The organism is Streptomyces sp. NPDC059454, from assembly GCF_042749965.1.
Taxonomy (GTDB): Bacteria; Actinomycetota; Actinomycetes; order Streptomycetales; family Streptomycetaceae; genus Streptomyces.
This window is the reverse complement of sequence record NZ_JBHYVC010000003.1, coordinates 45,330-71,384: the sequence shown is the minus strand read 5'-3', so window position 1 is coordinate 71,384 and position 26,055 is coordinate 45,330. Positions and strand designations below refer to the sequence as shown.

General features: G+C 71.4%; 27 protein-coding genes. 20 read left to right on the top strand and 7 right to left on the bottom strand.

Going from position 1 to position 26,055, the window contains the following annotated elements; all coding sequences use genetic code 11:
* The first annotated feature begins 137 nt into the window (after window positions 1-137).
* Both ACFXAE_RS02910 and ACFXAE_RS02905 read left to right on the top strand, forming a co-directional pair.
* Entirely contained in the window at window positions 138-368 is a 231-nt protein-coding gene (locus tag ACFXAE_RS02910; RefSeq protein WP_384707013.1) for a hypothetical protein, read from the top strand.
* Window positions 369-504: 136 nt separating this feature from the next.
* Complete coding sequence (locus ACFXAE_RS02905; protein ID WP_384707010.1) at window positions 505-1,149, top strand: HU family DNA-binding protein; 645 nt, start codon at window positions 505-507, stop codon at window positions 1,147-1,149.
* A 99-nt stretch (window positions 1,150-1,248) separates the two neighbouring features.
* Here the strand turns inward: ACFXAE_RS02905 and ACFXAE_RS02900 are convergent, their stop codons facing one another.
* Entirely contained in the window at window positions 1,249-1,452 is a 204-nt protein-coding gene (locus ACFXAE_RS02900; RefSeq protein ID WP_030824720.1) for a hypothetical protein, read from the bottom strand.
* A gap of 9 nt (window positions 1,453-1,461) precedes the next feature.
* Window positions 1,462-2,100, bottom strand: a complete 639-nt coding sequence (gene cofC, locus ACFXAE_RS02895) for a 2-phospho-L-lactate guanylyltransferase (RefSeq protein ID WP_384707007.1) — start codon at window positions 2,098-2,100, stop codon at window positions 1,462-1,464.
* Window positions 2,101-2,321: 221 nt separating this feature from the next.
* Between cofC and ACFXAE_RS02890 the strand changes: the two genes are divergently transcribed.
* From ACFXAE_RS02890 to ACFXAE_RS02880, 3 genes are all read left to right on the top strand, one after another.
* On the top strand, window positions 2,322-3,131 hold the full coding sequence (locus tag ACFXAE_RS02890; protein WP_384707003.1) for a lysophospholipid acyltransferase family protein: 810 nt from the start codon (window positions 2,322-2,324) through the stop codon (window positions 3,129-3,131).
* Window positions 3,128-4,138 (top strand): NAD(P)H-dependent glycerol-3-phosphate dehydrogenase, encoded by a 1,011-nt coding sequence (locus ACFXAE_RS02885; RefSeq protein ID WP_384707000.1) that lies wholly within the window; start codon window positions 3,128-3,130, stop codon window positions 4,136-4,138. The genes ACFXAE_RS02890 and ACFXAE_RS02885 overlap by 4 nt, the downstream gene beginning before the upstream one ends.
* Before the next feature lie 82 nt (window positions 4,139-4,220).
* A complete protein-coding gene (locus tag ACFXAE_RS02880; RefSeq protein WP_384706998.1) occupies window positions 4,221-5,378 on the top strand; it encodes a D-alanine--D-alanine ligase family protein in 1,158 nt (385 codons plus the stop codon).
* 19 nt (window positions 5,379-5,397) lie between these two features.
* On the opposite strand, the gene ACFXAE_RS02875 is transcribed toward ACFXAE_RS02880, so the two are convergent.
* Window positions 5,398-5,898, bottom strand: a complete 501-nt coding sequence (locus ACFXAE_RS02875) for a DUF3515 domain-containing protein (protein WP_384706996.1) — start codon at window positions 5,896-5,898, stop codon at window positions 5,398-5,400.
* Between the two features lie 20 nt (window positions 5,899-5,918).
* On the bottom strand, window positions 5,919-6,152 hold the full coding sequence (locus ACFXAE_RS02870; protein WP_037933238.1) for an Lrp/AsnC family transcriptional regulator: 234 nt from the start codon (window positions 6,150-6,152) through the stop codon (window positions 5,919-5,921).
* 206 nt (window positions 6,153-6,358) lie between these two features.
* Here ACFXAE_RS02870 and ACFXAE_RS02865 point away from each other — a divergent pair, with 206 nt between their 5' ends.
* Both ACFXAE_RS02865 and thiD read left to right on the top strand, forming a co-directional pair.
* Window positions 6,359-7,324, top strand: a complete 966-nt coding sequence (locus tag ACFXAE_RS02865) for a thiamine-phosphate kinase (RefSeq protein ID WP_030866190.1) — start codon at window positions 6,359-6,361, stop codon at window positions 7,322-7,324.
* A complete protein-coding gene (gene thiD, locus ACFXAE_RS02860) occupies window positions 7,321-8,169 on the top strand; it encodes a bifunctional hydroxymethylpyrimidine kinase/phosphomethylpyrimidine kinase (protein ID WP_384706993.1) in 849 nt (282 codons plus the stop codon). Before ACFXAE_RS02865 ends, thiD begins: the two co-directional genes overlap by 4 nt.
* 150 nt (window positions 8,170-8,319) lie before the next feature.
* On the opposite strand, the gene rpmB is transcribed toward thiD, so the two are convergent.
* Entirely contained in the window at window positions 8,320-8,505 is a 186-nt protein-coding gene (gene rpmB, locus ACFXAE_RS02855) for a 50S ribosomal protein L28 (protein WP_004924906.1), read from the bottom strand.
* Window positions 8,506-8,772: 267 nt separating this feature from the next.
* Here rpmB and ACFXAE_RS02850 point away from each other — a divergent pair, with 267 nt between their 5' ends.
* The 9 genes from ACFXAE_RS02850 to mutM all read left to right on the top strand — a co-directional run bounded on the left by ACFXAE_RS02850 (window position 8,773) and on the right by mutM (window position 17,845).
* Complete coding sequence (locus ACFXAE_RS02850; protein WP_384706991.1) at window positions 8,773-10,509, top strand: DAK2 domain-containing protein; 1,737 nt, start codon at window positions 8,773-8,775, stop codon at window positions 10,507-10,509.
* Window positions 10,510-10,573: 64 nt separating this feature from the next.
* Entirely contained in the window at window positions 10,574-12,781 is a 2,208-nt protein-coding gene (gene recG, locus ACFXAE_RS02845) for an ATP-dependent DNA helicase RecG (protein ID WP_384706989.1), read from the top strand.
* A gap of 49 nt (window positions 12,782-12,830) precedes the next feature.
* Complete coding sequence (gene rsmD / locus ACFXAE_RS02840) at window positions 12,831-13,418, top strand: 16S rRNA (guanine(966)-N(2))-methyltransferase RsmD (RefSeq protein ID WP_384706987.1); 588 nt, start codon at window positions 12,831-12,833, stop codon at window positions 13,416-13,418.
* Between the two features lie 26 nt (window positions 13,419-13,444).
* Window positions 13,445-13,924 (top strand): pantetheine-phosphate adenylyltransferase, encoded by a 480-nt coding sequence (coaD, locus tag ACFXAE_RS02835; protein WP_384706985.1) that lies wholly within the window; start codon window positions 13,445-13,447, stop codon window positions 13,922-13,924.
* Window positions 13,925-14,020: 96 nt separating this feature from the next.
* On the top strand, window positions 14,021-15,118 hold the full coding sequence (locus ACFXAE_RS02830) for an ATP synthase F0 subunit B (RefSeq protein WP_384706983.1): 1,098 nt from the start codon (window positions 14,021-14,023) through the stop codon (window positions 15,116-15,118).
* 128 nt (window positions 15,119-15,246) lie between these two features.
* Window positions 15,247-15,891: a YceD family protein gene (locus tag ACFXAE_RS02825; RefSeq protein WP_384706981.1), complete on the top strand. Its 645-nt coding sequence runs from the start codon at window positions 15,247-15,249 to the stop codon at window positions 15,889-15,891.
* Between the two features lie 2 nt (window positions 15,892-15,893).
* Window positions 15,894-16,067: a 50S ribosomal protein L32 gene (gene rpmF, locus ACFXAE_RS02820; RefSeq protein WP_007493396.1), complete on the top strand. Its 174-nt coding sequence runs from the start codon at window positions 15,894-15,896 to the stop codon at window positions 16,065-16,067.
* 19 nt (window positions 16,068-16,086) lie between these two features.
* The gene (gene rnc, locus ACFXAE_RS02815) at window positions 16,087-16,905 is read left to right on the top strand and encodes a ribonuclease III (protein ID WP_384707381.1); all 819 of its coding nucleotides are present in this window, start codon (window positions 16,087-16,089) and stop codon (window positions 16,903-16,905) included.
* A 79-nt stretch (window positions 16,906-16,984) separates the two neighbouring features.
* Complete coding sequence (mutM, locus tag ACFXAE_RS02810; protein ID WP_384706979.1) at window positions 16,985-17,845, top strand: bifunctional DNA-formamidopyrimidine glycosylase/DNA-(apurinic or apyrimidinic site) lyase; 861 nt, start codon at window positions 16,985-16,987, stop codon at window positions 17,843-17,845.
* Here mutM and ACFXAE_RS02805 read toward each other — a convergent pair.
* Together ACFXAE_RS02805 and ACFXAE_RS02800 are read right to left on the bottom strand one after the other, a co-directional pair.
* Window positions 17,818-18,216: a winged helix-turn-helix transcriptional regulator gene (locus ACFXAE_RS02805; RefSeq protein ID WP_384706977.1), complete on the bottom strand. Its 399-nt coding sequence runs from the start codon at window positions 18,214-18,216 to the stop codon at window positions 17,818-17,820. The two genes, mutM and ACFXAE_RS02805, sit on opposite strands and share 28 nt — an antisense overlap.
* 53 nt (window positions 18,217-18,269) lie before the next feature.
* Window positions 18,270-19,469, bottom strand: a complete 1,200-nt coding sequence (locus ACFXAE_RS02800; protein ID WP_384706975.1) for a CAP domain-containing protein — start codon at window positions 19,467-19,469, stop codon at window positions 18,270-18,272.
* Window positions 19,470-19,645: 176 nt separating this feature from the next.
* Between ACFXAE_RS02800 and ACFXAE_RS02795 the strand changes: the two genes are divergently transcribed.
* The 4 genes from ACFXAE_RS02795 to ACFXAE_RS02780 all read left to right on the top strand — a co-directional run bounded on the left by ACFXAE_RS02795 (window position 19,646) and on the right by ACFXAE_RS02780 (window position 26,045).
* A complete protein-coding gene (locus tag ACFXAE_RS02795; RefSeq protein WP_351996008.1) occupies window positions 19,646-19,927 on the top strand; it encodes an acylphosphatase in 282 nt (93 codons plus the stop codon).
* Window positions 19,928-20,304: 377 nt separating this feature from the next.
* Window positions 20,305-20,508 (top strand): hypothetical protein, encoded by a 204-nt coding sequence (locus ACFXAE_RS02790; protein ID WP_384706973.1) that lies wholly within the window; start codon window positions 20,305-20,307, stop codon window positions 20,506-20,508.
* Window positions 20,509-20,781: 273 nt separating this feature from the next.
* The gene (gene smc, locus ACFXAE_RS02785) at window positions 20,782-24,432 is read left to right on the top strand and encodes a chromosome segregation protein SMC (RefSeq protein ID WP_384706971.1); all 3,651 of its coding nucleotides are present in this window, start codon (window positions 20,782-20,784) and stop codon (window positions 24,430-24,432) included.
* Window positions 24,433-24,626: 194 nt separating this feature from the next.
* Window positions 24,627-26,045: a sugar porter family MFS transporter gene (locus ACFXAE_RS02780; RefSeq protein WP_384706970.1), complete on the top strand. Its 1,419-nt coding sequence runs from the start codon at window positions 24,627-24,629 to the stop codon at window positions 26,043-26,045.
* The last annotated feature ends 10 nt before the right edge of the window (window positions 26,046-26,055 follow it).

Sequence of the window (26,055 nt, the reverse complement as noted above, 5' to 3'; positions counted from 1 at the left end):
CTTGCCACGTTACGAAGGTGGTTGTTGGGGTACACGTGTCACGTGCCCGTGATCCCCGCGTGTGTCCGGACGGCCGTCCGAGGCGGCAGTTGCCCCCTGCGCAGGCGACAACTCGCCCCAGATGGCACAATCTGTGCATGGAACACGACGGCCAACTCCAGCTCTATACGGCGGTCGCGGTCCAGCTCAAGGAAGCGCACGCAAAGGTGCGCGCACTGCAAGTCCCGGAGGGCGTACGGATGGCGCTGACCCGGAAGCTGCTGGTCATTACGGCCGCGGCCAAACACGATCTCGCCGGTGCGGCAGGGCGTCTGGAGCGGTTCACCGAGGACCTCGACGAGGGTCGATTCCCCGAAGAGGAACGCTGAACCAGTCGAGGCAGCCGAGTTCGTTGCGGCACAAGGGTGATTAGCCCGTTTCGTGTTTGATTTGCGGTATATATCTGCCTAACGTGCGAAAAAGCTTGAACACTTTCGTTCTGGCGATGTCTCCGAAGGGGAAGACGTGAACAAGGCGCAGCTCGTAGAAGCGATTGCCGACAAGGTGGGCGGCCGCCAGCAGGCCGCCGAGGCCGTCGACCACGTACTGGACGCCATCGTCCGCGCGGTCGTCTCGGGTGAGCGGGTCTCGGTCACCGGCTTCGGTTCGTTCGAGAAGGTCGACCGCCCGGCCCGCTACGCCCGTAACCCCCAGACGGGCGAGCGGGTTCGGGTCAAGAAGACCTCCGTTCCGCGCTTTCGCGCGGGCCAGGGTTTCAAGGACCTGGTGAGCGGCTCGAAGAAGCTGCCGCGCGGTGGTGAGGTCTCGGTCAAGAAGGCGCCCAAGGGCAGCCTGACCGGGGGCGCTTCGGCCACGGTCAAGAAGGCCGCCGCGAAGAAGACGACGGCGAAGAAGGCCGCCGCCGCGAAGAAGACGACGGCCAAGAAGGCCGCCACCGCGAAGAAGGCCACCACCAAGACGGCGGCGGCCAAGAAGACCACGGCCACGAAGGCGCCCGCCAAGACCGCGGCGACGGCGAAGACCGCCGCCGCGAAGAAGACGACCGCCAAGAAGGCCCCGGCGAAGAAGGCGACGGCCACGAAGGCGCCCGCCAAGAAGTCGACCGCGCGCAAGACCACCGCCAAGAAGACCACCGCCCGCAAGAAGTAGCGGGCCGGGGCCTGCCCCTTCGGGCGAGCGGCACTCACGCGCCGGGCCGGACTCCCCCGGGAGTCCGGCCCGCGGTGTGTGCGGGGGCGCCCCGGGCGGTCAGAACGTCTGGAGCGTCACCAGCGTGATCCGCCGGGCCCCGCCCTCGCCCTCGGTCTCGATGCGCACCCGCTGCCCGGGACGCAGCAGCAGCAGACCCCCCGCGTCGAACGCCGGGGCGTCGAAGGGCACCGGCGTGCCGTCGTCCAGGAGCACCTGACCGCTGCGGCTGTCGGGGTCGTAGGTGTACGCGGTGGCCTGCATGCCGGCAGCCTACTGCTCCGCGATGAGCGACCGCGCGGCGACCGCGGCCGTGTGAGGGCCGACGCCCAGCGCCAGCGCCGCCCGCAGATCGTCACCGGTGTCCACGTCCTGCCGTACCGAGTCCACACCGTCGAGGCCCAGCTCCACGGCTCCGGACTCCCGGTGCCGGGCCCGGGAACCGGAGCCGAAGAACGGGCGCAATTCCCGGCCCCGGCTCGCGGCCAGCAATGTCGTGCCGAGCCCGGCGGCATCGGCGAGGAACGCGCGCGGAAATGCGGCGGCCGTATCGAGAACACGGGCCAGTTCCGGCGGGCGGAGCGCCGGAAGATCGGCGTTGAGGGCCGCGACACAAGCCGCGCGGCGAGCGGCGCCCGCCACCGCCGCGCCATGGGCGAGAGCCGCGTTGAGGCCGCCGCGCGGCTCGTCCGGGACGATTCCGGCCCCCAGTGCGGCCAGCTCCCGGGAAGCGAGGGCGTCGTCCGTGACGACCACCACATCCCGTACCGCCGGGCATTTCAGCGCGGCCGCCACCGTGTCCTGGGCGAAGGCGAGCGCGAGGCCCGGGCGCAGGGCGTCGTCCGCGGTGTCCGAGAGCCTGCTCTTGGCCCGGTCCAGCGGCTTCAGGGGTACCACCAAGGTCCACTGCACGAGTGCTACGTCCCTCTCTTGTCGCGGCCATTGTCGCCCGGAGCAGCAGGCCGCGGACGGGTCGGGGAAGGGGCACGAAGCTCCTTGCGAGGGCAGTGGCGGGAGACGGGCGGGCGTACGGTGTTCTCGACAGACCGGCGGCCCGGGGCGACACTTGTGCGGCCCGCCCGGCCTCCGGGGCCGGGCCCTGGGCCTGTCATTCGGAAGAGGAAGGTGTACTTGTGCCGCGCCGCAGAATCGGCTTCTGGTACCGCTTCGCCGCGGTTCTCTGCAAACCGCCGCTGGTGGTTCTGCTCAAGCGGGACTGGCGCGGAATGGAGAACATTCCGGCCGAGGGTGGATTTATCACCGCGGTGAACCACAATTCGCACATCGATCCCTTCGCCTACGGGCACTTTCAGTACAACACCGGACGTGTTCCGAGATTCCTGGCGAAGAGCGGGCTTTTCGACAAGGGATTCATCGGCGCCGCGATGCGCGGCACCGGGCAGATCCCCGTCTACCGCGAGAGCACCGACGCGCTCAGCGCCTTCCGGGCCGCGATCGACGCCGTGGAGCGCGGCGAATGCGTCGCTTTCTACCCCGAGGGCACCCTCACCCGCGACCCGGACGGCTGGCCCATGACCGGCAAGACCGGCGCCGCCCGCGTCGCCCTGCAGACCAAGTGCCCCGTGATCCCGGTCGCCCAGTGGGGCGCCAACGAGTTGCTGCCGCCGTACGCCAGGAAGCCCAGTCTGCTCCCCCGCAAGACCAGCCGGGTGCTGGCCGGGCCGCCGGTGGACCTCGACCGCTTCTACGACCGGGAGATGACCCCGGAACTGCTCAAGGAGGCGACGGAGGCCATCATGGCGGCCGTCACGTGCCAGCTGGAGCACATCCGCGGCGAGAAGGCCCCCGAGACGCCGTACGACCCGCGCCGTGAGCGGGCCGAGCAGCGCCGCAGGACGTACGCGCAGCGGCGGGAGAACCGGTCGCAGGAGCGGGCGCGGGGCGGCAGGCCCACCGCGCGGGAAGAAGGGCTGAGCACGTGAGCGAGCCGGTCAAGGCGGCCGTCTTCGGCACCGGATCGTGGGGGACGGCCTTCGGCATGGTCCTCGCCGACGCGGGCTGCGACGTCGTGCTGTGGGGGCGGCGCCCCGAACTCGCCGAGGCGGTCAACTCCACCCGCACCAACCCCGACTACCTGCCGGGGATCGAACTCCCGGAGAACCTGCGGGCCACCGCGGACGCGGCCGAGGCCGCGCGCGACGCCGACTTCACCGTCCTCGCGGTCCCCTCGCAGACGCTGCGCGGCAACCTCGCCGAGTGGGCGCCGCTGCTCGCGCCCGGCACGGTCCTGGTGTCGCTGATGAAGGGCGTCGAACTCGGCTCCGCGATGCGGATGAGCGAGGTGATCGACGACGTCGCCAAGGTCGGCGCCGACCGCATCGCCGTGGTCACCGGGCCCAACCTGGCCCGGGAGATCGCCGCCCGGATGCCGGCCGCCGCCGTGGTGGCCTGCACCGACGAAGGCGTCGCCCGGCGGCTCCAGACCTCCTGCCACACGTCGTACTTCCGGCCGTACACCAACACCGACGTCATCGGCTGCGAACTGGGCGGCGCCGTGAAGAACGTGATCGGCCTTGCCGTCGGCATCGCGGACGGCATGGGGCTCGGCGACAACGCCAAGGGCTCGCTCATCACCCGCGGCCTCGCCGAGACCACCCGGCTCGGCGTCGCGCTCGGCGCCGACCCGCTGACCTTCTCCGGACTCGCGGGCCTGGGCGACCTGGTGGCCACCTGCTCCTCGCCGCTGTCGCGCAACCACACCTTCGGCACCAACCTCGGCAAGGGCCTGACCCTCAAGGAGACCATCGCGGTCACCAAGCAGACCGCGGAGGGCGTCAAGTCCTGCGAGTCGGTGCTGGACCTGGCCCGCCGGCACGGCGTCGACATGCCGCTCACCGAGACGGTCGTCGGCATCGTGCACGAGGGCAAGCCCCCGGTGGTCGCCGTCGAGGAGCTGATGTCGCGCAGCGCGAAGCCCGAACGACGCTGAGCGACGGCCCCCTCCGTTCGGCTCACGCACGGCGTTGCGGGCGCTGCGTCCCGGCACCGCGGGCGGGTACTCTCATCGCGATATGAGCACCGAGAACCTCTCCCAGAGCCCCGGGCAGCCGTCCCGCAAGCCGCGTGTGGCCGTCGTGTTCGGCGGGCGCAGCTCCGAACACGGGATCTCCGTGGTCACCGCCGGCGCCGTCCTCAAGGCCATCGACCGGACCACGTACGACGTCCTGCCGATCGGCATCACCCAGGACGGTCGGTGGGCACTCACCGCCGACGAGCCGGAACGCATGGCGATCAGCGACCGCCGTACGCCCAGCGTCGAGCAGCTCGCCGAGTCGACGGAGGGCGGCGTGGTGCTCCCCGTCGACCCCGCCAACCGCGAAGTCGTCTACAGCGAGCCGGGTTCGGTGCCCAAGGCGCTCGGCGAGGTCGACGTGGTCTTCCCGGTGCTGCACGGCCCCTACGGTGAGGACGGCACCCTCCAGGGCCTGCTGGAGCTCTCCGGCGTCCCCTACGTCGGCTCGGGCGTGCTCGCCTCGGCCGTCGGCCAGGACAAGGAGTACATGAAGCGGGTGTTCACCTCCTTCGGGCTGAAGGTCGGCCCGTACGTGGTGATCCGGCCGCGCGAGTGGGAGCGGGACGAGTCCGCCGCCCGCAGGAAGATCGTCGACTTCGCCGGCGAGCACGGCTGGCCGCTGTTCGTGAAGCCCGCGCGTGCGGGCTCGTCGATCGGCATCACCAAGGTCGACGACCTGTCCGGCCTGGACGAGGCGATCACCGAGGCCCGGCGCCACGACCCGAAGATCCTCGTCGAGGCGGCGCTGCGCGGCCGCGAGATCGAGTGCGGAGTGCTGGAGTTCGAGGACGGCCCGCGCGCCTCGCTGCCGGCCGAGATCCCGCCGCCCGACGCGCACGCGTACTACGACTTCGAGGCCAAGTACATCGACTCCACTCCCGGCATCGTGCCCGCGCCGCTGACCGACGAGGAGACGGCCGAGGTGCGGCGGCTCGCGGTGGAGGCGTTCGACGCGGCCTCCTGCGAAGGGCTCGTCCGCGCGGACTTCTTCCTCACCGAGGACGGCGAGTTCGTGATCAACGAGATCAACACCATGCCCGGCTTCACGCCCATCTCGATGTACCCGCAGATGTGGCAGGCCACCGGGGTGAGCTACCCGGAGCTGGTCGACCTGCTGGTGCGGGCGGCGCTGCGCCGGTCGACGGGGCTGCGCTGAGCCGCCGCGCACGCACGCTTCAGAAGGCGATCCCCTCGGGGATCGCCTTCTGAAGGGCCGGGGCGAGGTCGATCAGCACGCCCGTGCTGTCCCGTCCGTCGACCACCTCGACCTCGACATAGGCCTCGCGATTGGCGGTGGTGAAGCGCTGCATGTCGTCGTCCCGCGTCTCCATGAGCCAGTCGACGCCGTTCACTCCGCCCGGCACCGCGTCGGCGTCGCGGCCGTTGGCCACCTTGGGATCGGCCATCTTCGGCGGTCGCTCGACACCGCACCGCAGTATGATCGCCACGCCGCCCCAGCCCGCGGTCAGTTCGGACGCGGGCTCGGGATCGTCGCGACTCTCACCGTCCACCGTCGCCGGCAGGGCCTTGTCCAGGTTCTGACACAGCTCGGTGACCTTCGCGTCCGGGCGGGGAACCGCCGCGGACGCGCTGTCGTCTGCTGAGGAGCAGCCCGCGGCGGTGATCAGCACCGCGAGTGCGGACAGGACGGCGTGCCGGTGACGGGAAGAGTTCACGGGCACAGGGTAGACGGGGGCTAAAGATGGACGACCGGGCAGGTCAGGGTGCGGGTGATGCCGTCCACTTGCTGGACCTTGGCGACCACCATGCGGCCCAGGTCGTCGACGGTGTCGGCCTGGGCGCGCACGATCACGTCGTACGGTCCGGTCACGTCCTCGGCCTGGATGACTCCAGGGATCTTGCCGATCAGCTCGGCGACGGTCGACGCCTTGCCGACCTCTGTCTGGATCAGGATGTACGCCTGTACCACGGAACCTCCAGGGCGGCCACGAGGATCATGTGGGGAAAAGGAACGCCACGGTATCGCGTCGCCGCTCCTCGCGGGGAGACCTGCGGGAACCGGGCCTTGCGCGCCGGGGTACAGACACGAGAGAAGTTGACGGTCACTTCGACCGTAGCGAGGGCTCGCATCACTCGCGACCGGGCACGGACAGGGATAGAAGGGTCGAAAGGGAAATGAAGGGCACTGTTGGTGAGCTCGGGGAGTTCGGGCTCATCAGGGAGCTCACCTCCCGTCTCACCACCACCCCGGCGGTCCGGGTCGGCCCCGGCGACGACGCCGCGGTGGTCTCCGCGCCCGACCGCAGGGTCGTGGCCAGCACCGACATCCTGCTGGAGGGCCGGCACTTCCGCCGCGACTGGTCCACGGCCTACGACGTGGGCCGCAAGGCCGCCGCGCAGAACCTCGCCGACATCGCCGCCATGGGCGCCGTGCCGACCGCCCTGCTGCTCGGTCTCGTCGTCCCGGCGGAACTGCCGGTGACCTGGCCCAGCGAGCTGATGGACGGACTGCGCGACGAGTGCCAGGTGGCCGGTGCCGCGGTCGTCGGCGGCGATGTCGTACGCGGCGACACGATCATGGTGTCGATCACCGCGCTCGGCGATCTGCGCAACCAGGAGCCCGTGACCCGGGGCGGCGCGCAGCCCGGCGACCTCGTCGCGGTGACCGGCTGGCTGGGCTGGTCCGCGGCCGGGCACGCGGTGCTCTCGCGCGGGTTCCGCTCGCCGCGCGCCTTCGTCGAGGCGCACCGGCGCCCCGAACCGCCGTACCACGCGGGACCGGCCGCCGCCGGGCTCGGTGCCACCGCGATGTGCGACGTGAGCGACGGGCTGATCGCCGACCTCGGGCACATCGCCGAGGCCAGCAAGGTCCGCATCGACATCCGCTCCGGCGCGATCGACATCCCCTCGCAGATGAACGACATCGGCCAAGCCGTCGGCGTCGACCCCATGCAGTGGGTGCTGACCGGGGGAGAGGACCACGCGATCGTGGCGACCTTCCCGCCGGACGTGAAGCTGCCCGCCCGCTGGAAGGTGATCGGCGAGGTGCTCAACCCGTCGGCGCTGCCCCAGGTGACGGTCGACGGGGCACCCTGGACCACCCAGGGCGGCTGGGACCACTTCGGGGACATCGAGTCATGAGCGCGCCGCCCAGGGTGCTCACCGTGGCCGGCTCCGACTCGGGCGGCGGCGCCGGGATCCAGGCCGATCTGAAGACGATGCTGGCGCTCGGCGTGCACGGCATGAGCGTGCTCACCGCGGTGACCGCGCAGAACTCCCTGGGCGTGCAGGGCGCCTGGGAACTGCCCGTGGAGGCGGTGCGGGCCCAGTACCGCAGCGTCGTCGACGACATCGGGGTACAGGCGGTCAAGACCGGCATGCTGTCCTCCGCCGAACTCGTCGAGGCGGTGGCCGACTTGATCGCCGGCACGGACGCGCCGGCGGTCGTCGACCCGGTGGGGGTCTCCAAACACGGGGACCCGCTGCTCGCGGCCTCCGCGCTGGACTCCGTACGGACGAGGCTGCTGCCGGTGGCGACCGTGGCCACACCGAACCTGGACGAGGTGGCGCAACTGACCGGCGTACGGGTCGAGGCGGAGGACGATCTGCGCCGGGCGGCCCGGGCGGTACTGGAGTTCGGGCCGCGCTGGGTGGTGATCAAGGGAGGTCACCTGTCCGGTGACGCCGTGGATCTGCTGACGGACGGCTCGTGGGAGTACTGGCTGCGCGCTCCCAGGCACGACAACCGCCACACCCACGGCACGGGCTGCACCCTGGCGTCGGCGATCGCGTCGGGACTGGCGAAGGGCCGATCCGTCCCGGAGGCGGTGACAGCCGCCAAGGACTACGTCACCGGCGCGATAGCGGCCGGCTTCGCGCTGGGCGAGGGGATCGGTCCGGTGAACCATGGGTGGGACCTCAGCCCCACCCACCGCGGGCAGTCGTGCCGCTGGGGCGGCACGGGTGGGCGCGACGGCACCCCGTAAGCGCCGGACTGCGCGAACACACCCCCGGCCCGCCCAACGCAGGCCACCGTGCAAGCGCACCGGGCCGGCCCACAGCAAGAAGCCGGCCCACCCCAAGGTGGACCGGCTGTTGCGGCGAAACCGACTACGGCCGCGCGCTCAGCGAAAGCGTCAGCGCGAGACCTTGCCGGCCTTGATGCACGAGGTGCAGGCGTTCACGCGCTTCGGCGTCCCACCGACCACGGTACGCACGCGCTGGATGTTCGGGTTCCAGCGACGGGGCGTACGGCGGTGCGAGTGCGAGATGTTGTTGCCGAAGCCCGGCCCCTTGCCGCAGACGTCGCAGTTGGCAGCCACGGGTCACTCCAAAGACTTCAGATGCACTTACGGTTGATCCCGGCATGCCGGGATCGAGATTCCGAGCTCCAGGAGCCCTGTGGAATCCGAGTGGCGTTGCCGGGGGAGAGGCCCGATGGGATCGGGCAACCGGAGCAGCATACAACGGCTGCATCCGTAGAACGAAACTACCACGGCAGCTCAGAGGCCCGCCTCCGGCCCTCTTCCGGTGGGCGGCGTCCCACGGTCTACGCTGCCTGCCACGGTCGGCAGCTCAGGGAGGCGCAGGTGGCGCAGGTGCCGCAGACATTCTTCGATGCTCTCGCGGTGCGTTCCTGGTGCGGTCTCGCGCTCGAAGCGCTGGGACGGGCCCGTGAGGAGATCGACGCGATCAACGTCTACCCGGTGGCGGACGGGGACACCGGGACGAATCTCTACCTGACCGTCGAGTCGGCGACCGCGGCGGTGGAGGCGGTGTTCGCGGGGCACGAGGCCGACGGGGACCGGCGGCCGGCGCTGGCCGACGCCGTACGGGCGATGGCGCACGGGGCGCTGATCGGCGCCCGCGGCAACTCCGGGACGATCCTGGCGCAGCTGCTGCGCGGCATGGCCCAGGTGCTGGCCGGGGACGGGGCCCCGGCCCACGCCGACGGGGAGGGGCTGCGGACCGCCCTGCGGCACGCGGCCGACTCCGCGCGACAGGCGGTCGCGCATCCCGTCGAGGGCACGGTCCTCACCGTCGCCTCGGCCGCCGCCGAAGCGGCCGGCGGGGCGGCGGGCGACTGCGGGGCGGTGGCGCGGGCGGCCTACGAGGGCGCCCGCGCGGCACTCGCCGAGACTCCGGCCCGGCTGGCCGTGCTCCGGCGCGCCGGGGTGGTGGACGCGGGCGGCAGGGGACTGGTGGCGGTGCTCGCGGCGCTGACGGAGACGTTCACGGGGGAGGCGCCGCGGAGCATGCCGGCGGTGAGCGGCCCGTGGAGCGGCTCCGTACGTGTCGCCGGTCCCGGGCCGCACACGCGCGTGGAGGACGCCGGCGGCCTCGGCGAGTGTGCGGACAGCGGTGCCGCACCGGGGGCGGCCACGGGGACGGGGCCCGGGGGGCCCGCCTTCGAGGTGATCTATCTGCTGGAGGCCGCGGACGCCGCCGTCGCACGGCTGCGGGACCGGCTCGACGCGCTGGGCGACTCCCTCGTGGTGGTCGGCGGGGACGGCCTGTGGAACGTCCATGTGCACGTCGACGACGCGGGCGCCGCCGTGGAGGCCGGGGTCGAGGCCGGACGGCCGTACCGGATCCGGATCACCCACTTCGGCGCGGGGGACGTCCACACGAGTGGGGCCGAGCCGGTGGCGCCCGGGAAACGCGCTCAGCGGGCCGTCGTGGCCGTGGTGCCCGGCGAGGGCCTGGCGGGCCTGTACGCCGAGGCGGGCGCGACCACCGTGCTCGCCCGCCCCGGGGAGCCGCCCGCGAGCGGTGAACTCGTCCAGGCCGTACGGCGTGCACACGCGCGGGAGGTGGTGCTGCTGCCCAACGACGCCGACCTGCGCCACACCGCCGCCGCGGCGGCCGAGCAGGTCCGGGCGGAGGGCGTCCGGGTGGCCCTCATCCCGACCCGCTCCGCGGTCCAGGGCATCGCGGCGCTCGCGGTGCACGAACCGGAACGCCGCTTCGACGAGGACGTGGTGTCGATGACGTCGGCGGCGGGCGCGACCCGCTACGCCGAGGTCACCGTCGCCGAGCGCCAGTCCTGGACCATGGCGGGCATCTGCCAGGCCGGGGACGTCCTCGGCCTGGTCGACGGGGACGTGGCCGTGATCGGACAGGACCTCACGGCCACCGCCGAGACCGTCCTCGACCGCATGCTCGCGGCCGGCGGCGAACTGGTCACCCTGGTCCTCGGCGACGACACCCCCGATTCCGTCGCCGCACACCTGGAGACCCGCGTCCGCGAGGGCTACCTCGCCGTCGACACGGTGGTGTACCACGGCGGCAGACAGGGCGCCCTGCTGCTCATCGGGGTGGAGTGACCCGGCGGGCTTCCGTGAGGAGCCGGGCCCCGGCACCCGCGTGTTGTCAGTGCCGTGGTGTGCAATGGATGCCGTGCCCGCACTCGACGAACCACTGAAGAAGGTGCTCGGCCCCGCCACCGCGAAGGTGATGGCCGAGCATCTCGGCCTGCACACCGTCGGCGACCTCCTGCACCACTACCCGCGCAGGTACGAGGAGCGCGGCCAGCTCACCCACCTCGCCGACCTCCCCATGGACGAGCACGTCACGGTGGTCGCCCAGGTCGCCGACGCCCGCCTGCACACCTTCGCCTCCGCCAAGGCCCCGCGCGGCAAGGGCCAGCGCCTGGAGGTGACCATCACGGACGGCAGCGGCCGGCTGCAACTGGTCTTCTTCGGCGCCGGTGTCCACAAACCGCACAAGGAACTTCTGCCGGGCACCCGCGCGATGTTCGCCGGCAAGGTCTCCGTCTTCAACCGTCGCCTTCAACTAGCGCATCCTGCTTACGAGTTGCTGCGTGGTGATGCCGAGGAGACGGTCGAGACGTGGGCGGGCGCCCTCATCCCGATCTACCCCGCCACCGCCAAGCTGGAGTCCTGGAAGATCGGCAAGGCGCTCCAGACGGTCCTGCCCGGCGCCCAGGAGGCCGCCGATCCCCTCCCGGAGTCCCTCCGCGCGGGCCGCGGCCTGATCCCCCTCCCCGAAGCGCTCCTCAAGATCCACCGCCCGCACACCAAGGCGGACGTCGAGGACGCCCGCGCCCGCCTCAAGTGGGACGAGGCCTTCGTCCTCCAGGTCGCCCTCGCCCGCCGCCGCCACGCCGACGGGCAACTCCCCGCCGTGGCCCGCCGCCCCGAGCCGGACGGCCTCCTCACCGCCTTCGACGACCGCCTCCCCTTCACCCTCACCGAGGGCCAGCAGAAGGTCTCCGCCGAGATCTTCGCCGACCTCGCCACCGAACACCCCATGCACCGCCTGCTCCAGGGCGAGGTCGGCAGCGGGAAGACCCTGGTCGCCCTGCGCGCCATGCTCGCCGTCGTCGACGCGGGCGGGCAGGCGGCGATGCTCGCGCCCACCGAGGTGCTCGCCCAGCAGCACCACCGGTCGGTCACCGAGATGATGGGGGAGCTGGCCGAGGGCGGGATGCTCGGGGGAGCGGAGGCCGCCACCAAGGTGGTGCTGCTCACCGGGTCCATGGGGGCGGCGGCGCGGCGCCACGCGCTGCTCGACCTGGCCACCGGCGAGGCCGGCCTCGTCATCGGCACGCACGCGCTGATCGAGGACAAGGTGAAGTTCCACGACCTGGGCCTGGTCGTGGTCGACGAACAGCACCGCTTCGGTGTGGAGCAGCGCGACGCCCTGCGCGGCAAGGGCAAGCAGCCCCCGCACCTGCTCGTCATGACCGCCACCCCCATCCCGCGCACGGTCGCGATGACGGTCTTCGGCGACCTGGAGACCTCCGTCCTCGACCAGCTCCCGGCCGGCCGCTCGCCCATCGCCAGCCATGTCGTCCCGGCCGCCGACAAGCCGCACTTCCTCGCCCGCGCCTGGGAGCGGGTCCGCGAGGAGGTCGCCAACGGGCACCAGGCGTACGTGGTCTGCCCGCGCATCGGTGACGAGGAGGACGACCCGAAGAAGGCCGGCAGGAAGAAGTCCCCCGAGGACGAGGCGGAGAAGCGGCCCCCGCTCGCCGTCCTCGACATCGCGGAGCAGCTCGCGAGAGGGCCGCTGCAAGGGCTCCGGGTCGAGGTCCTGCACGGGCGCATGCAGCCCGACGACAAGGACGCCGTCATGCGCCGCTTCGCCGCCGGCGAGGCCGACGTCCTGGTCGCCACGACCGTCATCGAGGTCGGGGTCAACGTCCCCAACGCCACCGCGATGGTGATCATGGACGCCGACCGCTTCGGCGTCTCCCAGCTCCACCAGCTGCGCGGCCGGGTCGGCCGCGGCTCGGCCCCGGGCCTGTGCCTGCTGGTCACCGAGATGCCCGAGGCGAGCGCGGCCCGGCAGCGGCTGAACGCCGTCGCCGCCACCCTCGACGGCTTCGAACTCTCCCGCATCGACCTGGAGCAGCGCCGCGAGGGCGACGTCCTGGGCCAGGCCCAGTCCGGCACCCGCTCCAGCCTGCGCATGCTCACCGTCATCGACGACGAGGAGATCATCGCCGAGGCGCGGGAGGAGGCGGCGGCGGTGGTCGCCGCGGACCCGGACCTGGCGGACCTGCCCGCCCTGCGCACGGCGCTGGACGCCCTGCTGGACGAGGAGCGGGAGCAGTACCTGGAGAAGGGCTGACAGACTGGGGACGGCCATCGACCAGCACACACCGACAAGGACCGAGGACATGACTCGCGTGATCGCCGGCGCGGCCGGCGGACGCCGCCTGGCCGTTCCGCCGGGACAGGGGACCCGCCCGACCTCCGACCGCGCGCGCGAGGGCCTCTTCTCCACCTGGCAGTCCCTGCTCGGGGGCCCGCTGGACGGCGAACGCGTCCTCGACCTGTACGCCGGTTCCGGCGCCGTCGGCCTGGAGGCCCTGTCCCGCGGCGCCGGACACGTCCTGCTCGTGGAGGCCGACGCCCGCGCCGTCCGCACGGTCCGGGAGAACGTGAAGGCGATCGGACTGCCCGGCGCCGAGGTCGGATCCGGCAGAGCGGAACAGATCGTCCGCGCCGCGCCCCCGCGGGAGCCGTACGACATCGTCTTCCTCGACCCGCCCTACGCCGTCCCAGATGACGATCTCCGCGAGATCCTGCTCACACTCCGCTCGCAGGGCTGGCTCGCCGAGGAAGCCCTCGTCACCGTGGAGCGCAGCACCCGAGGCGGGGAATTCGCCTGGCCGTCCGGTTTCGAGGCGATCCGGGCCCGTCGCTACGGCGAGGGAACGTTTTGGTACGGTCGCGCCGCCTCTACGTGCGAAGACGCACGATGACCGGACCGGAGAGCGAGGGATCACAAGTGCGCCGCGCCGTATGCCCCGGGTCGTTCGACCCGATCACCAACGGACACCTCGACATCATCGCCCGGGCCTCCCGGCTGTACGACGAGGTCTACGTCGCGGTGATGATCAACCAGTCCAAGAAGGGCCTGTTCGAGATCGAGGAGCGGATCGACCTGATCCGCCGGGTCACCGCCGAGTACGGCAACGTCCGCGTCGAGGCCTTCCACGGCCTGCTCGTCGACTTCTGCAAGCAGCGCGACATCCCCGCCATCGTCAAGGGCCTGCGCGCGGTCAGCGACTTCGACTACGAACTGCAGATGGCCCAGATGAACAACGGCCTCTCGGGCGTGGAGACCCTCTTCGTCCCCACCAACCCCACCTACAGCTTCCTGTCCTCCTCGCTCGTCAAGGAGGTCGCGGCCTGGGGCGGCGACGTCGCCCACCTGGTGCCGCCGGAGGTCCTGACGGCCCTCACCGAACGCCTGCGCAAGGACTGACCGTCCGTACGGCCGTCCGGTGTCCACCGGACGCCCCATGGCCGTACAGTCGTCCCGTCCGTCTCCAACACAGCTGTAGAGAGTGGCGAGCACACGGTGGACGTGCAGAAGAAGCTCGATGAGATCGTCGCCGCGGTCTCCAGTGCCAGGTCGATGCCCATGTCGGCCTCGTGCGTGGTCAACCGCGCCGAACTGCTCTCGATGCTCGAAGAGGTGCGTGCGGCGCTGCCCGACTCCCTCGCCCAGGCCGAGGAACTGATCGGCGGCCGGGAGCAGATGGTCGAGCAGGCCCGCCAGGAGGCCGAGCGGATCATCGAGGGCGCGCACGCCCAGCGCGGCTCCCTGATCTCCGACACCGAGATCGCCCGCCGCTCGCAGTCCGAGGCGGACCGGATCCTCGGAGAGGCCCGCAAGGAGGCCGAGGAGATCCGCGCGGAGGCCGACGACTACGTCGACTCCAAGCTGGCCAACTTCGAGGTCGTCCTCACCAAGACGCTCGGCTCGGTCGGCCGTGGCCGCGAGAAGCTGCTCGGCACCGGCCCCGGCCTGGACGAGCAGGGCTACGAGGACGAGGACGCCCCCGAGCGCAGCCACGACCCGGAGACCCTGCGCCGCACCGCCGACGAGTACGTCGACGTCAAGCTCGGCGCCTTCGAGGCGGTCCTGGCCAAGACCCTGGAGGCGGTCGGGCGGGGCCGCCAGAAGCTGCACGGCCGGATCGCCACCGACGACCTCGGTGCCCTCGCCGACGACCCGACGACCGTCCAGCACTCCAGCGACGCCGACTACCTCGCCGACCTCGCGTCCCTCGCCGAGCAGGACGCCGCCGCGGCCAGGCAGCCCGAGCCGCCGCAGCAGGCGTACGCCCCGCCGGAGCCCGCCTACTCCCCCACCTCCGGCTACGCTCCGGCGGGAGGCGCCCCCGTCCAGCAGCAGCCGGACCCGTACGCCGGCTACCAGCAGCAGTACGGCGGACAGCAGGACGCCTACGGCTACCAGCAGCAGGCCGACCCGTACGCCGCGTACCAGGGCTACGACGGGCAAGGGCAGGCGTACGACCCGAACCAGGGGCAGCAGGCCGCGCACGACCAGCAGGCCCAGCAGGGCTATGCCCTGGACGAGACCAGCCTCTTCGACACCAGCATGATCACGCCCGAACAGCTGCGGGCCTACGAGCGCGAGCGGGGTCTGTAGGGGCGGATTGGGCCGAGAGCGAAAGGTCCAGTATCCTGGCTCTTCGGTCGCGCTTATGTCCGCGATCCACGCTGCCCGGGAACATCGCACGGCAGTGGTACCTCTGAGCTCGAAGACCGAAAGCAGGAATGGCCCTGAACGCCCGCCTCGACCACCGCAACCCCCTCGTGTTCGACACGCACGAGCTGGGGCGGCGGCCCGGTGCGCTGCAGCGCCTGACCCGCACGGTCGACGCTCCCCAGGACCTCGGGCTCAAGGACGTCATCGGAGTGCCGGAAGGCGCCCCGGTGGAGCTGGAGCTCCGACTCGAGTCGGTCATGGAAGGTGTGCTCGTCACAGGCACCGCCCGTGCCAAGGCCGAGGGGGAGTGCGTAAGGTGTCTGGAGCCGCTGGAGCAGGAGCTCGAAGCGGACTTCCAGGAGATGTTCTCGTACCCTGACGCCGACGACCGGGGCCGCGTGATCGCGGAACCGGGCGACGACGCCGAGGACGACGAGGACAGGCTCTTTCTCGAGGACGGCATGTTCGACCTCGAGCCCGTGCTGCGCGATGCGGTGGTGCTCGCACTGCCGATGCAGCCGGTGTGCCGGGAAGACTGCCCGGGTCTGTGTTCCGAGTGCGGAGCACGGCTCGCCGACGACCCGGACCACCACCATGACGCCGTCGACATCCGTTGGGCGGCTTTGCAGGGACTCGCCGGCTCACTCGGAGACGGCGAGAAGGACGAGATGAGCGGCGCCGAACCTGGCGTCGACGAGAAGCAGGAGAAGTAGCCGTGGCTGTTCCGAAGCGGAAGATGTCGCGCAGCAACACGCGCCACCGCCGGTCGCAGTGGAAGGCTGCGGTCCCCACCCTGGTTGCGTGCGAGCGCTGCCACGAGCCCAAGCTGCAGCACATCGCGTGCCCGTCTTGCGGCACTTACAACAAGCGCCAGGTCCTCGAGGTCTGAGCGGCTGGTGAGAGGCACTGTGTCGACGCCGAAGAAGAACTCAGCGGACAACCAGGCCTCGTCCCACACGCTTCTGGAAGGGCGGCTCGGCTATCGGCTCGAGTCCGCCCTTCTGGTGCGTGCGCTGACCCACCGTTCGTACGCGTACGAGAACGGCGGTCTGCCGACGAACGAGCGGCTGGAGTTCCTCGGGGACTCCGTGCTCGGCCTCGTCGTCACGGACACGCTGTACCGCATCCACCCCGACCTGCCCGAAGGCCAGCTGGCCAAGCTGCGGGCCGCGGTGGTCAACTCGCGTGCGCTGGCGGAGGTGGGCCGTGGGCTCGAACTGGGCTCCTTCATCCGGCTCGGCCGCGGTGAAGAGGGCACGGGCGGCCGGGACAAGGCATCCATCCTCGCCGACACCCTCGAAGCGGTGATCGGCGCCGTCTATCTCGACCAGGGCCTGGACTCGGCGGCGGAGCTGGTGCACCGCCTGTTCGACCCGTTGATCGAGAAGTCCTCGAACCTCGGTGCCGGCCTGGACTGGAAGACCAGTCTCCAGGAGCTCACCGCGACCGAAGGACTCGGCGTGCCCGAGTACCTGGTCACGGAGACCGGCCCCGACCACGAGAAGACCTTCACTGCTGCCGCCCGCGTCGGAGGCGTCTCGTACGGCACCGGCACCGGCCGCAGCAAGAAGGAGGCGGAGCAGCAGGCCGCCGAGTCCGCGTGGCGCGCCATCCGGGCCGCGGCGGACGAGCGCGCCAAGGCGGCGGCGGAGGCGGAGGAGACCGTCCGGGTCGCCGAAGCCGATGCCTCCGGGAAGAGCGCCGACGCCCCGTCGGCCTCCGCCTGACGAACAACGCGACCCGAGCGCCCGCCCCGCACCGGGGCGGGCGCTCGGTGCTCGTCCACCGGTCCTGGGAGGAGACGCCATGCCCGAGCTGCCCGAGGTCGAGGTCGTACGGCGCGGACTCGAGCGGTGGGTCGCCCACCGGACCGTCGCCGACGCCGAGGTGCTGCACCCGCGCGCGGTACGCCGTCATGTCACCGGCGCCGACGACTTCGCGCACCGGCTCGAGGGGCACCGCATCGGTGTCCCCAGCCGCCGGGGCAAGTACCTGTGGCTGCCCCTGGAGGACACCGGCCAGTCGGTCCTGGCCCACCTCGGCATGAGCGGCCAGCTGCTGGTGCGGCCGCACACGGCGCCGGACGAGAAGCACCTGCGCGTCCGCGTCCGCTTCACCGACGCGGCGGACACCGAACTCCGCTTCGTCGACCAGCGCACCTTCGGCGGGCTGTCACTGCACGAGAACACCCCCGACGGCCTGCCCGACGTCATCGCGCACATCGCCCGGGACCCCCTCGACCCGCTCTTCGACGAGGAGGCGTTCCACCAGGCGCTGCGCCGCAAGCGGACCACGATCAAGCGGGCCCTGCTCGACCAGTCACTGATCAGCGGCGTCGGCAACATCTACGCCGACGAGGCGCTGTGGCGGGCCCGCATCCACTACGAACGCCCGACGGCCGGCTTCACCCGCCCGCGCACCCTGCTCCTGCTGGGCCACGTCCGGGACGTCATGAACGCGGCGCTCGCGGTGGGCGGCACCAGCTTCGACAGTCTCTACGTCAACGTCAACGGGGAGTCCGGCTACTTCGACCGGTCCCTGGACGCGTACGGCCGCGAGGGTCTGCCCTGCCGCCGCTGCGGCACGCCGATGCGCCGGCGGGCGTGGATGAACCGCTCCAGCTACTTCTGCCCGAGGTGTCAGCGGGCGCCGCGCGTCCCGTCGTAGCGCTCACGGGCCTCGAGCACGGCGTCCATGCTGCCCTCGACGCACTGGATGAGGGACAGCAGACGCCGGGCGACTTCGTAACCCAGCGGGGTCAGTTCGTAGTCCACGCGGGGCGGGTTGGTCGGCTGGGCCTCGCGGTGCACCAGCCCGTCGCGCTCCAGCGCGTGCAGCGTCTGGGAGAGCATCTTCTCGCTCACCCCGTCGACCCGGCGGCGCAGCTCGTTGAACCGGAGCGAGCCCTCGTGGAGCGCGCCGAGGGTCAGCGCGCCCCAGCGTCCGGTCACATGCTCCAGCGTGCCGCGGGACGGGCACGCCTTGGCGAACACGTTGAAGGGGAGCTCCTGCTCCTCCGGGCGCCGCACGGTCGTCATGAGGCAAGCCTACGCCAGAGCAGCGCTGGCCATCGGATTGCGCTAACCAGAAGTCAGTACCCGAAGTTCTGGGTCCACCACGGACCGCCCGACCCCATGCGGACACCCACGCCCAGCGTCTTGAAGTCGCAGTTCAGTATGTTCGCCTTGTGGCCGGGGCTGTCCATCCAGGCCTGCATCACGGCTTCGGCGTCGGCCTGGCCCCGGGCGATGTTCTCGCCGCCCAGGTTGCTTATGCCGGCCGTCTTGGCCCTGTCCCACGGGGTGTCGCCGTCGGGGTCGGTGTGGTCGAAGAAGCCCCGGTCGGCCATGTCGTCGCTGAACGCCGTGGCCAGATCGGTCAGCGCGCCGTCCGCGGTGACCGGGCTGCAACCCACCTTGGCCCGCTCGACGTTGACCAGCCGGAGCACCTCGGCACCGGCGACGGCCTCCGCCGACCCGGTCACCGGACTGCTCGTCTCCTTCTCCGGCTCCGGCGCCGCCTTGCGGGACGGCGTCTCCTCCGCGGTCTTCTCCGGGGCCGCCGCGGTCTCCTTCTTCTCTGGAGTCCTCTTCTCCGGGGTCTTCTTCCCCGGGGTCTTCGTCGGCTCGGCCGGCGTCGAGGTCGACGCGGACGGCTCGGGCGAGGTGGAGCGCTCGGCGTCGCGGCTCGCCGGGGTGCCGGCGTCGCGGCTCGGGCTCTCCAGACCGCCGGACGTGCCGCCCTGCTCACTGGGCGAGTTGGTGGGCAGGTCCCCGGCCTGCACGCTGTCACCGGAGGTGCTGTCGCCGCCGAGCCGGTAGTTCTCCAGACCGGGCACCGCGCCCGTGGCCACCGCCACCGTGCCGAGGGCCACCGCGGCGGAGACGCCGAGCAGGCCGGTACGGACCGGGGTCGCGGCCTTTTTCTTCCGGCGCCGGTGCCCGCCGGTGCGGGGCGCGTCGTCGTCGGGCGCGAGGCCGTCACCGGCGAAGGCGTGGCCGATCCGGTCCGGGCCCGTCGAGAAGCCGGCGCCCGGGAAGCCGCCGCGGGTGAAGTCGCCGCCCCCCGCGGGGGTTCCGGAGTCGTCCGCCGCGTAGAGATAGGCCTCGCTCTTCGCGTACGTCTCGGCGTACGCCTGCGGGTTCAGATACGGCGCGGTGCCCATCGTGGGCGGACCGTCCCCCCGGTCGCCCCGCGGAAGCGGGCCGCCGTCGTGGAGGGCGTCGTGAGTGATCCCGGTGGCGCGGCCCGTGGCGGCGCGGCCGGCGGCGGAGCGTCGGTGGCGTCCCATGTCCTGGCCTTCCTCGTCCTCGCGGTCGACTCGTGCTGGCGACCAACCCGAAACCCGATGATCACGAAACTCACACCAACGAGTGAGTTTCATATGAGATTCATGGGTGGGGACGCTACCGCATGGCGCAAGGGCAAGGTGTGCCCCAAGTGGCTTTGTCCGGTTAGGTTGCAGCCATGAGCGAGGATGTGCGACTGGTCGCCTGGGTACGCGGACGTGTCCAAGGTGTGGGTTTCCGCTGGTTCACCCGGGCCAAGGCGCTGGAGATCGGCGGCCTGAGTGGTTTTGCTCTCAATCTGGGCGACGGCAGGGTCCAAGTGGTCGCCGAGGGCGCCCGTGAACGCTGCGAGGGACTGCTCGACTGGCTCCAGGCCGGCGACACGCCCGGGCATGTGGACGGAGTCACCGAGATCTGGGACACACCGCGCGGGGGCTACGAGGGCTTCGCCATCCGCTGATCCCGCCCGCCCCGGCGGCCCCGAGCGCCATGAACGGTCCGCGCGACGAGCCCTCCCGGGCGAAAAAGTCCTGGTGATTGCCGAGAAGGGCTTGCCGCGGGCGGCGCCGACCGCCAAGATGATCGCCACGTCCCGAGGACCCGTGAGACGCGCGCCGCCGCCGTTCGCCGGCCGTGCGCACCCGGTTGTCCGCCAATACGGGGCGTGATCGTGTTGACCCTCAAACTTTTTGGTGAGACGCTGAAAGCCCCGCGCACCTTAGCTGTTTGGCATGGCTGAACGGCAGCACAACTCCAGGCCTGCCAAGCACCGCGGGTGCGAATCCCTCACGACCCACACCGCATCGGTCGGTCACTCAGTGTGGAGGCCCATCCATCATGGCAAAGGCGCTTCTCGGTTACGTCGGCGGCTCCGACCCGCGACTCCTCTCCGAGATGCGACGGCTCCAGCAGCGCGTCCAGGACCTGGAATCCGAGCTCGTACGGATCCAGGCGGAGAAGGACGCGCTGGCGGCTGCCGCTTCTCACGACAGGATCATGGAGAGCGTTGACGCACACCAGGCGGAGCCTGCGCTCACCTGATCACTGCACCGCTGATCACTTCACCGCTGTACGAACAGCACAGCAGTGGTCGGGCCCGCCCGTCATCACCGCCAAGCAGTCAGAATTGCAAGGGACGCCCCGGCGTCCCTTCTTTCTTTCCCGCCTCCGCGACCTCGCCCCTGCCCCCGCGCCCCGTGCTCGTTGTCCCGCGCATCCTTTCACCGTCTTCAACGTCTGATGTGCCCTGCGCGTTCACCCGCGAAACCGTGCGTTCATGGAGTGAGACCTGACCGGCGGGTAGAGTCCGGCGGCGTGCACCTCAAGGCCCTGACCCTCCGTGGCTTCAAGTCGTTCGCCTCCGCGACCACGCTCCGCTTCGAGCCGGGGATCACGTGCGTCGTGGGTCCGAACGGCTCGGGCAAGTCCAATGTCGTGGACGCGCTCAGCTGGGTCATGGGCGAGCAGGGCGCCAAATCGCTGCGCGGCGGCAAGATGGAGGACGTCATCTTCGCCGGCACCACCGGCCGTCCCCCGCTGGGCCGTGCCGAGGTGTCCCTGACCATCGACAACTCCGACGGCGCCCTCCCCATCGAGTACGCCGAGGTCACCATCACGCGGATCATGTTCCGCAACGGCGGCAGCGAGTACCAGATCAACGGCGACACCTGCCGGCTCCTCGACATCCAGGAGCTGCTCTCCGACTCCGGCATCGGCCGGGAGATGCACGTCATCGTCGGTCAGGGCCGGCTCGACTCCGTACTGCACGCCGACCCCACGGGCCGCCGCGCCTTCATCGAGGAGGCCGCCGGCGTCCTCAAGCACCGCAAGCGCAAGGAGAAGGCGCTGCGGAAGCTGGACGCGATGCAGGCCAACCTCGCACGGGTGCAGGACCTCACCGAGGAGCTGCGGCGCCAGCTCAAGCCGCTCGGCCGCCAGGCCGCCGTCGCGCGGCGGGCCACCGTCATCCAGGCCGACCTGCGCGACGCCCGGCTGCGTCTGCTCGCCGACGACCTCGTACGACTGCGCGAGGCGCTGCAGGCCGAGATCGCCGACGAGGCCGCCCTCAAGGAGCGCAAGGAGGCAGCCGAGGCCGAGCTGAGGAAGGCCCTCCAGCGCGAGGCCCACCTGGAGGACGAGGTGCGCCGGCTCACCCCGCGGCTGCAAAGCGCCCAGCAGACCTGGTACGAGCTCTCCCAGCTCGCCGAGCGGGTGCGCGGCACGATCTCGCTGGCCGACGCGCGCGTGAAGAGCGCGACCTCCGCGCCCCCCGAGGAGCGGCGTGGCCGGGACCCGGAGGACATGGAGCGCGAGGCCGCCCGCGTCCGCGAGCAGGAGGCCGAACTGGAGGCCGCCCTGGAGGCGGCCGAACGCGCACTGGAGGACACGGTCGCCCACCGCGCGGAGCTGGAACGCGAACTCGCCCAGGAGGAACGGCGGCTGAAGGACGCCGCGCGGGCCATCGCCGACCGGCGCGAAGGGCTCGCCCGGCTCAAGGGGCAGGTGGGCGCGGCCCGTTCGCGTGCCGCCGCCGCCCAGGCCGAGATCGAGCGACTGGCCGCCGCCCGTGACGAGGCCCGGGAGCGGGCCGTCGCCGCGCAGGAGGAGTACGAGGCCCTCAAGGCCGAGGTCGACGGCCTCGACGCGGGCGACGCCGAACTCGCCGAGCGGCACGAGGACGCCAAGCGGCGGCTCGCGGAGACCGAGACCGCCCTCACCGCCGCCCGCGAGGCGGTCACCGCCGCGGAACGAAAGCACGCCGCAACCCAGGCCCGCCACGAGGCCCTCGCGCTCGGCCTGCGTCGCAAGGACGGCACCGGCGCCCTGCTGGGTGCGAAGGACCGCCTCACGGGGCTGCTGGGCCCGGCGGCGGAACTGCTGACGGTGACGGCCGGCTACGAGGTACCGCTCGCGGCCGCGTTCGGCACGGCCGCGGACGCCCTCGCGGTGACCTCACCGTCCGCCGCGGCCGGTGCGATCCGTCTCCTGCGCACACAGGACGCGGGCCGGGCGGCCCTGCTCCTGGCAGGAGCACCGGAGGGGAACTCGGTCCCCCCTCCCTCCGCCGGCCTGGCCGGCGGGCCCGCGGGGAACCGCGCGACCGGCCACAACGAACCCGCAGCCGCCGAACCGCCCGTCTCCGCCCTCCCCGCCGAGCGCCTCGTGAGCGGACCCGCCGACCTCATGCCGGCCGTACGACGGCTCCTGCACCGCATCGTCGTCGTCGACACCCTGGAGGACGCCGAGGAACTCGTCGCCGCCCACCCCGGCCTCACCGCCGTCACCGCCGAAGGCGACCTCCTCGGCGCCCACTTCGCGCAGGGCGGCTCCGCAGGCGCCCCCAGCCTGCTGGAAGTACAGGCATCCGTGGACGAGGCCGCCGCCGAGCTGGAGGAGCTGGCCGTGCGGTGCGCGGAACTGGCCGAGGCGCAGGAGGCGGCGGCCGGGCGTCGCCGGGAGTGCGCGGCCCTCGTCGAGGACCTGGGGGAGCGGCGCCGGGCCGCGGACCGGGAGAAGTCCTCCGTCGCCCAGCAGCTCGGCCGGCTCGCGGGACAGGCGCGCGGTGCCGCCGGGGAGGCCGAGCGGGCCGGCGCCGCCGCGGCCCGGGCGCAGGGAGCCCTCGACACGGCGCTCACCGACGTCGAGGAACTCGCCGAACGACTCGAGGTCGCCGAGGAGATGCCGTACGAGGAGGAGCCCGACACCTCCGTGCGCGACCGGCTCGCCGCCGACGGGGCCAATGCCCGCCAGACCGAGATGGAGGCCCGCCTCCAGGCCCGCACCCACGAGGAACGGGTCAAGGGACTCGCCGGACGGGCCGACTCACTGGACCGCGCCGCCCGCGCGGAACGCGAGGCACGCGCGCGTGCCGAACACCGCCGTGCCCGGCTGCGCCACGAGGCGGCCGTCGCCGGCGCCGTCGCCTCCGGCGCCCGACAGCTCCTCGCGCACGTCGAGGTCTCCCTCGCCCGCGCCGACGAGGAACGCACCGCCGCCGACGCGGCCAGGGCCCGCCGCGAGCAGGAACTCGCCCGTGCCCGCACCGAGGGACGCGATCTCAAGGCGGAACTCGACAAGTTGACGGATTCAGTTCACCGGGGCGAGGTACTCGGCGCCGAGAAACGGCTGCGGATGGAGCAGCTGGAGACCAGGGCGCTGGAGGAACTGGGTGTGGAACCGGCCGGGCTGGTGTCGGAGTACGGCCCGCACCAGCCGGTGCCGCCCTCGCCCCCCGCCGAGGGCGAACAGCTGCCGGAGGCTGATTCCCACAGCGGCTCCGCCGCGGGGGAGCACCCGGGCAACAGGCCCCGTCCCTTCGTACGGGCCGAACAGGAGAAGCGCCTGAAGGCCGCCGAGCGCGCCTACCAGCAGCTCGGCAAGGTGAACCCGCTCGCCCTGGAGGAGTACGCGGCGCTCGAGGAACGCCACCAGTTCCTCAGTGAGCAGCTGGAGGACCTGAGGAAGACCCGCGCGGACCTGCTCCAGGTCGTCAAGGAGGTCGACGAACGCGTCGAACAGGTCTTCACCGAGGCATACCGGGACACCGCGCGCGAGTTCGAGGGTGTCTTCTCCCGGCTGTTCCCGGGTGGTGAGGGGCGCCTGGTGCTGACCGACCCCGACAACATGCTCACCACGGGCGTGGACGTCGAGGCGCGTCCGCCCGGCAAGAAGGTCAAGCGCCTCTCCCTGCTCTCGGGCGGCGAGCGGTCGCTGACCGCCGTGGCGATGCTCGTGTCGATCTTCAAGGCGCGGCCCAGTCCGTTCTATGTCATGGACGAGGTCGAGGCCGCCCTCGACGACACCAACCTCCAGCGGCTGATCCGGATCATGCAGGAGCTGCAGGAGGCCTCGCAGCTGATCGTGATCACGCACCAGAAGCGCACCATGGAGGTCGCCGACGCGCTGTACGGCGTCTCCATGCAGGGCGACGGCGTATCCAAGGTCATCAGCCAACGCCTGCGCTAGAGCGACACCAAGCCTTCAACTTCTGAACATCCCTTCCTTTCCTGCGTCTCCAAACTCACACCGCACCCCCTATTGACTTCAAAAGTTGAAGACATATTCTCTGCAATGTTGCTTTTACCTTCAGGTACCTTCAGTTGGACCTCGAAGGGCTGACCCCCATCCGGCGATGTTGCCGGTGGCCCGAGGAGTACAACGTGACCAGCACATCGCAGGCACAACAGCCAGGAGCCAAGGCGGCTCACCCCGAACATCTCGGGCACGTCATCTTCATCGCGGCGGCGGCCGCCATGGGCGGTTTCCTCTTCGGCTACGACAGTTCCGTGATCAACGGTGCCGTCGAGGCCATCCGCGACCGTTATGACATCGGCTCCGCCGCGCTCGCGCAGGTCATCGCCGTCGCCCTGATCGGTTGTGCCATCGGCGCCGCGACCGCCGGCCGCATAGCCGACCGCATCGGCCGCATCCGGTGCATGCAGATCGCCGCGGTCCTGTTCACCATCAGCGCCGTCGGCTCCGCGCTGCCCTTCTCGCTGTGGGACCTCGCCTTCTGGCGGGTCGTCGGCGGCTTCGCGATCGGCATGGCCTCCGTCATCGGCCCGGCCTACATCGCCGAGGTCGCCCCGCCCGCCTACCGCGGCCGGCTCGGCTCCTTCCAGCAGGCCGCGATCGTCGTCGGCATCGCCGTCTCGCAGCTGGTCAACTGGGGCATCCTCAACGCCGCCGACGGTGACCAGCGCGGTGAGCTGATGGGCCTGGAAGCCTGGCAGGTCATGCTCGGCGTCATGGTCGTCCCGGCCGTCCTCTACGGCCTGCTCTCCTTCGCCATCCCCGAGTCCCCGCGCTACCTGATCTCCGTCGGCAAGCACGAGCGCGCCCGGCAGATCCTCGAAGAGGTCGAGGGCAAGGACATCGACCTGACCGCCCGCGTCACCGAGATCGAGTCGGCGATGCACCGCGAGGAGAAGTCCAGCTTCAAGGACCTGCTCGGTGGCAGCTTCTTCTTCAAGCCGATCGTCTGGATCGGCATCGGCCTGTCGGTGTTCCAGCAGTTCGTCGGCATCAACGTCGCGTTCTACTACTCCTCGACGCTGTGGCAGTCGGTCGGCGTCGACCCGACGGACTCGTTCTTCTACTCGTTCACCACGTCGATCATCAACATCGTCGGCACCGTCATCGCGATGATCTTCGTCGACCGCATCGGCCGCAGGCCGCTCGCGATCATCGGCTCCGTCGGCATGGTGATCGGCCTCGCCCTCGAGGCCTGGGCCTTCTCCGCCGACCTCGTCGACGGACAGCTGCCCGCCACCCAGGGCTGGGTGGCCCTGATCGCCGCGCACGTCTTCGTCCTCTTCTTCGCCCTGTCGTGGGGTGTGGTCGTCTGGGTCATGCTCGGCGAGATGTTCCCCAACCGGATCCGCGCCGCCGCCCTCGGTGTCGCCGCCGCCGCGCAGTGGATCGCCAACTGGGCCATCACCGCGAGCTTCCCCTCGCTGGCCGACTGGAACCTGTCGGTCACCTACGTGATCTACACCCTCTTCGCCGCGCTCTCCATCCCGTTCGTCCTCAAGTTCGTGAAGGAGACGAAGGGCAAGTCGCTGGAGGAGATGGGCTGAGCAGCCCCCC

Bases quoted from the DNA above. Each gene is read 5' to 3' on its own strand.
- ACFXAE_RS02800 (WP_384706975.1), bottom strand. From the start codon at position 19,469: ATGGGACGCCACCGACGCTCCGCCGCCGGCCGCGCCGCCACGGGCCGC.
- ACFXAE_RS02880 (WP_384706998.1), top strand. From the start codon at position 4,221: ATGAGCACCGAGAACCTCTCCCAGAGCCCCGGGCAGCCGTCCCGCAAG.
- ACFXAE_RS02865 (WP_030866190.1), top strand. From the start codon at position 6,359: ATGAAGGGCACTGTTGGTGAGCTCGGGGAGTTCGGGCTCATCAGGGAG.
- ACFXAE_RS02900 (WP_030824720.1), bottom strand. From the start codon at position 1,452: ATGCAGGCCACCGCGTACACCTACGACCCCGACAGCCGCAGCGGTCAG.
- mutM (WP_384706979.1), top strand. From the start codon at position 16,985: ATGCCCGAGCTGCCCGAGGTCGAGGTCGTACGGCGCGGACTCGAGCGG.
- ACFXAE_RS02910 (WP_384707013.1), top strand. From the start codon at position 138: ATGGAACACGACGGCCAACTCCAGCTCTATACGGCGGTCGCGGTCCAG.
- thiD (WP_384706993.1), top strand. From the start codon at position 7,321: ATGAGCGCGCCGCCCAGGGTGCTCACCGTGGCCGGCTCCGACTCGGGC.
- rsmD (WP_384706987.1), top strand. From the start codon at position 12,831: ATGACTCGCGTGATCGCCGGCGCGGCCGGCGGACGCCGCCTGGCCGTT.
- ACFXAE_RS02790 (WP_384706973.1), top strand. From the start codon at position 20,305: ATGGCAAAGGCGCTTCTCGGTTACGTCGGCGGCTCCGACCCGCGACTC.
- recG (WP_384706989.1), top strand. From the start codon at position 10,574: ATGGATGCCGTGCCCGCACTCGACGAACCACTGAAGAAGGTGCTCGGC.
- ACFXAE_RS02825 (WP_384706981.1), top strand. From the start codon at position 15,247: ATGGCCCTGAACGCCCGCCTCGACCACCGCAACCCCCTCGTGTTCGAC.
- ACFXAE_RS02795 (WP_351996008.1), top strand. From the start codon at position 19,646: ATGAGCGAGGATGTGCGACTGGTCGCCTGGGTACGCGGACGTGTCCAA.
- ACFXAE_RS02805 (WP_384706977.1), bottom strand. From the start codon at position 18,216: ATGACGACCGTGCGGCGCCCGGAGGAGCAGGAGCTCCCCTTCAACGTG.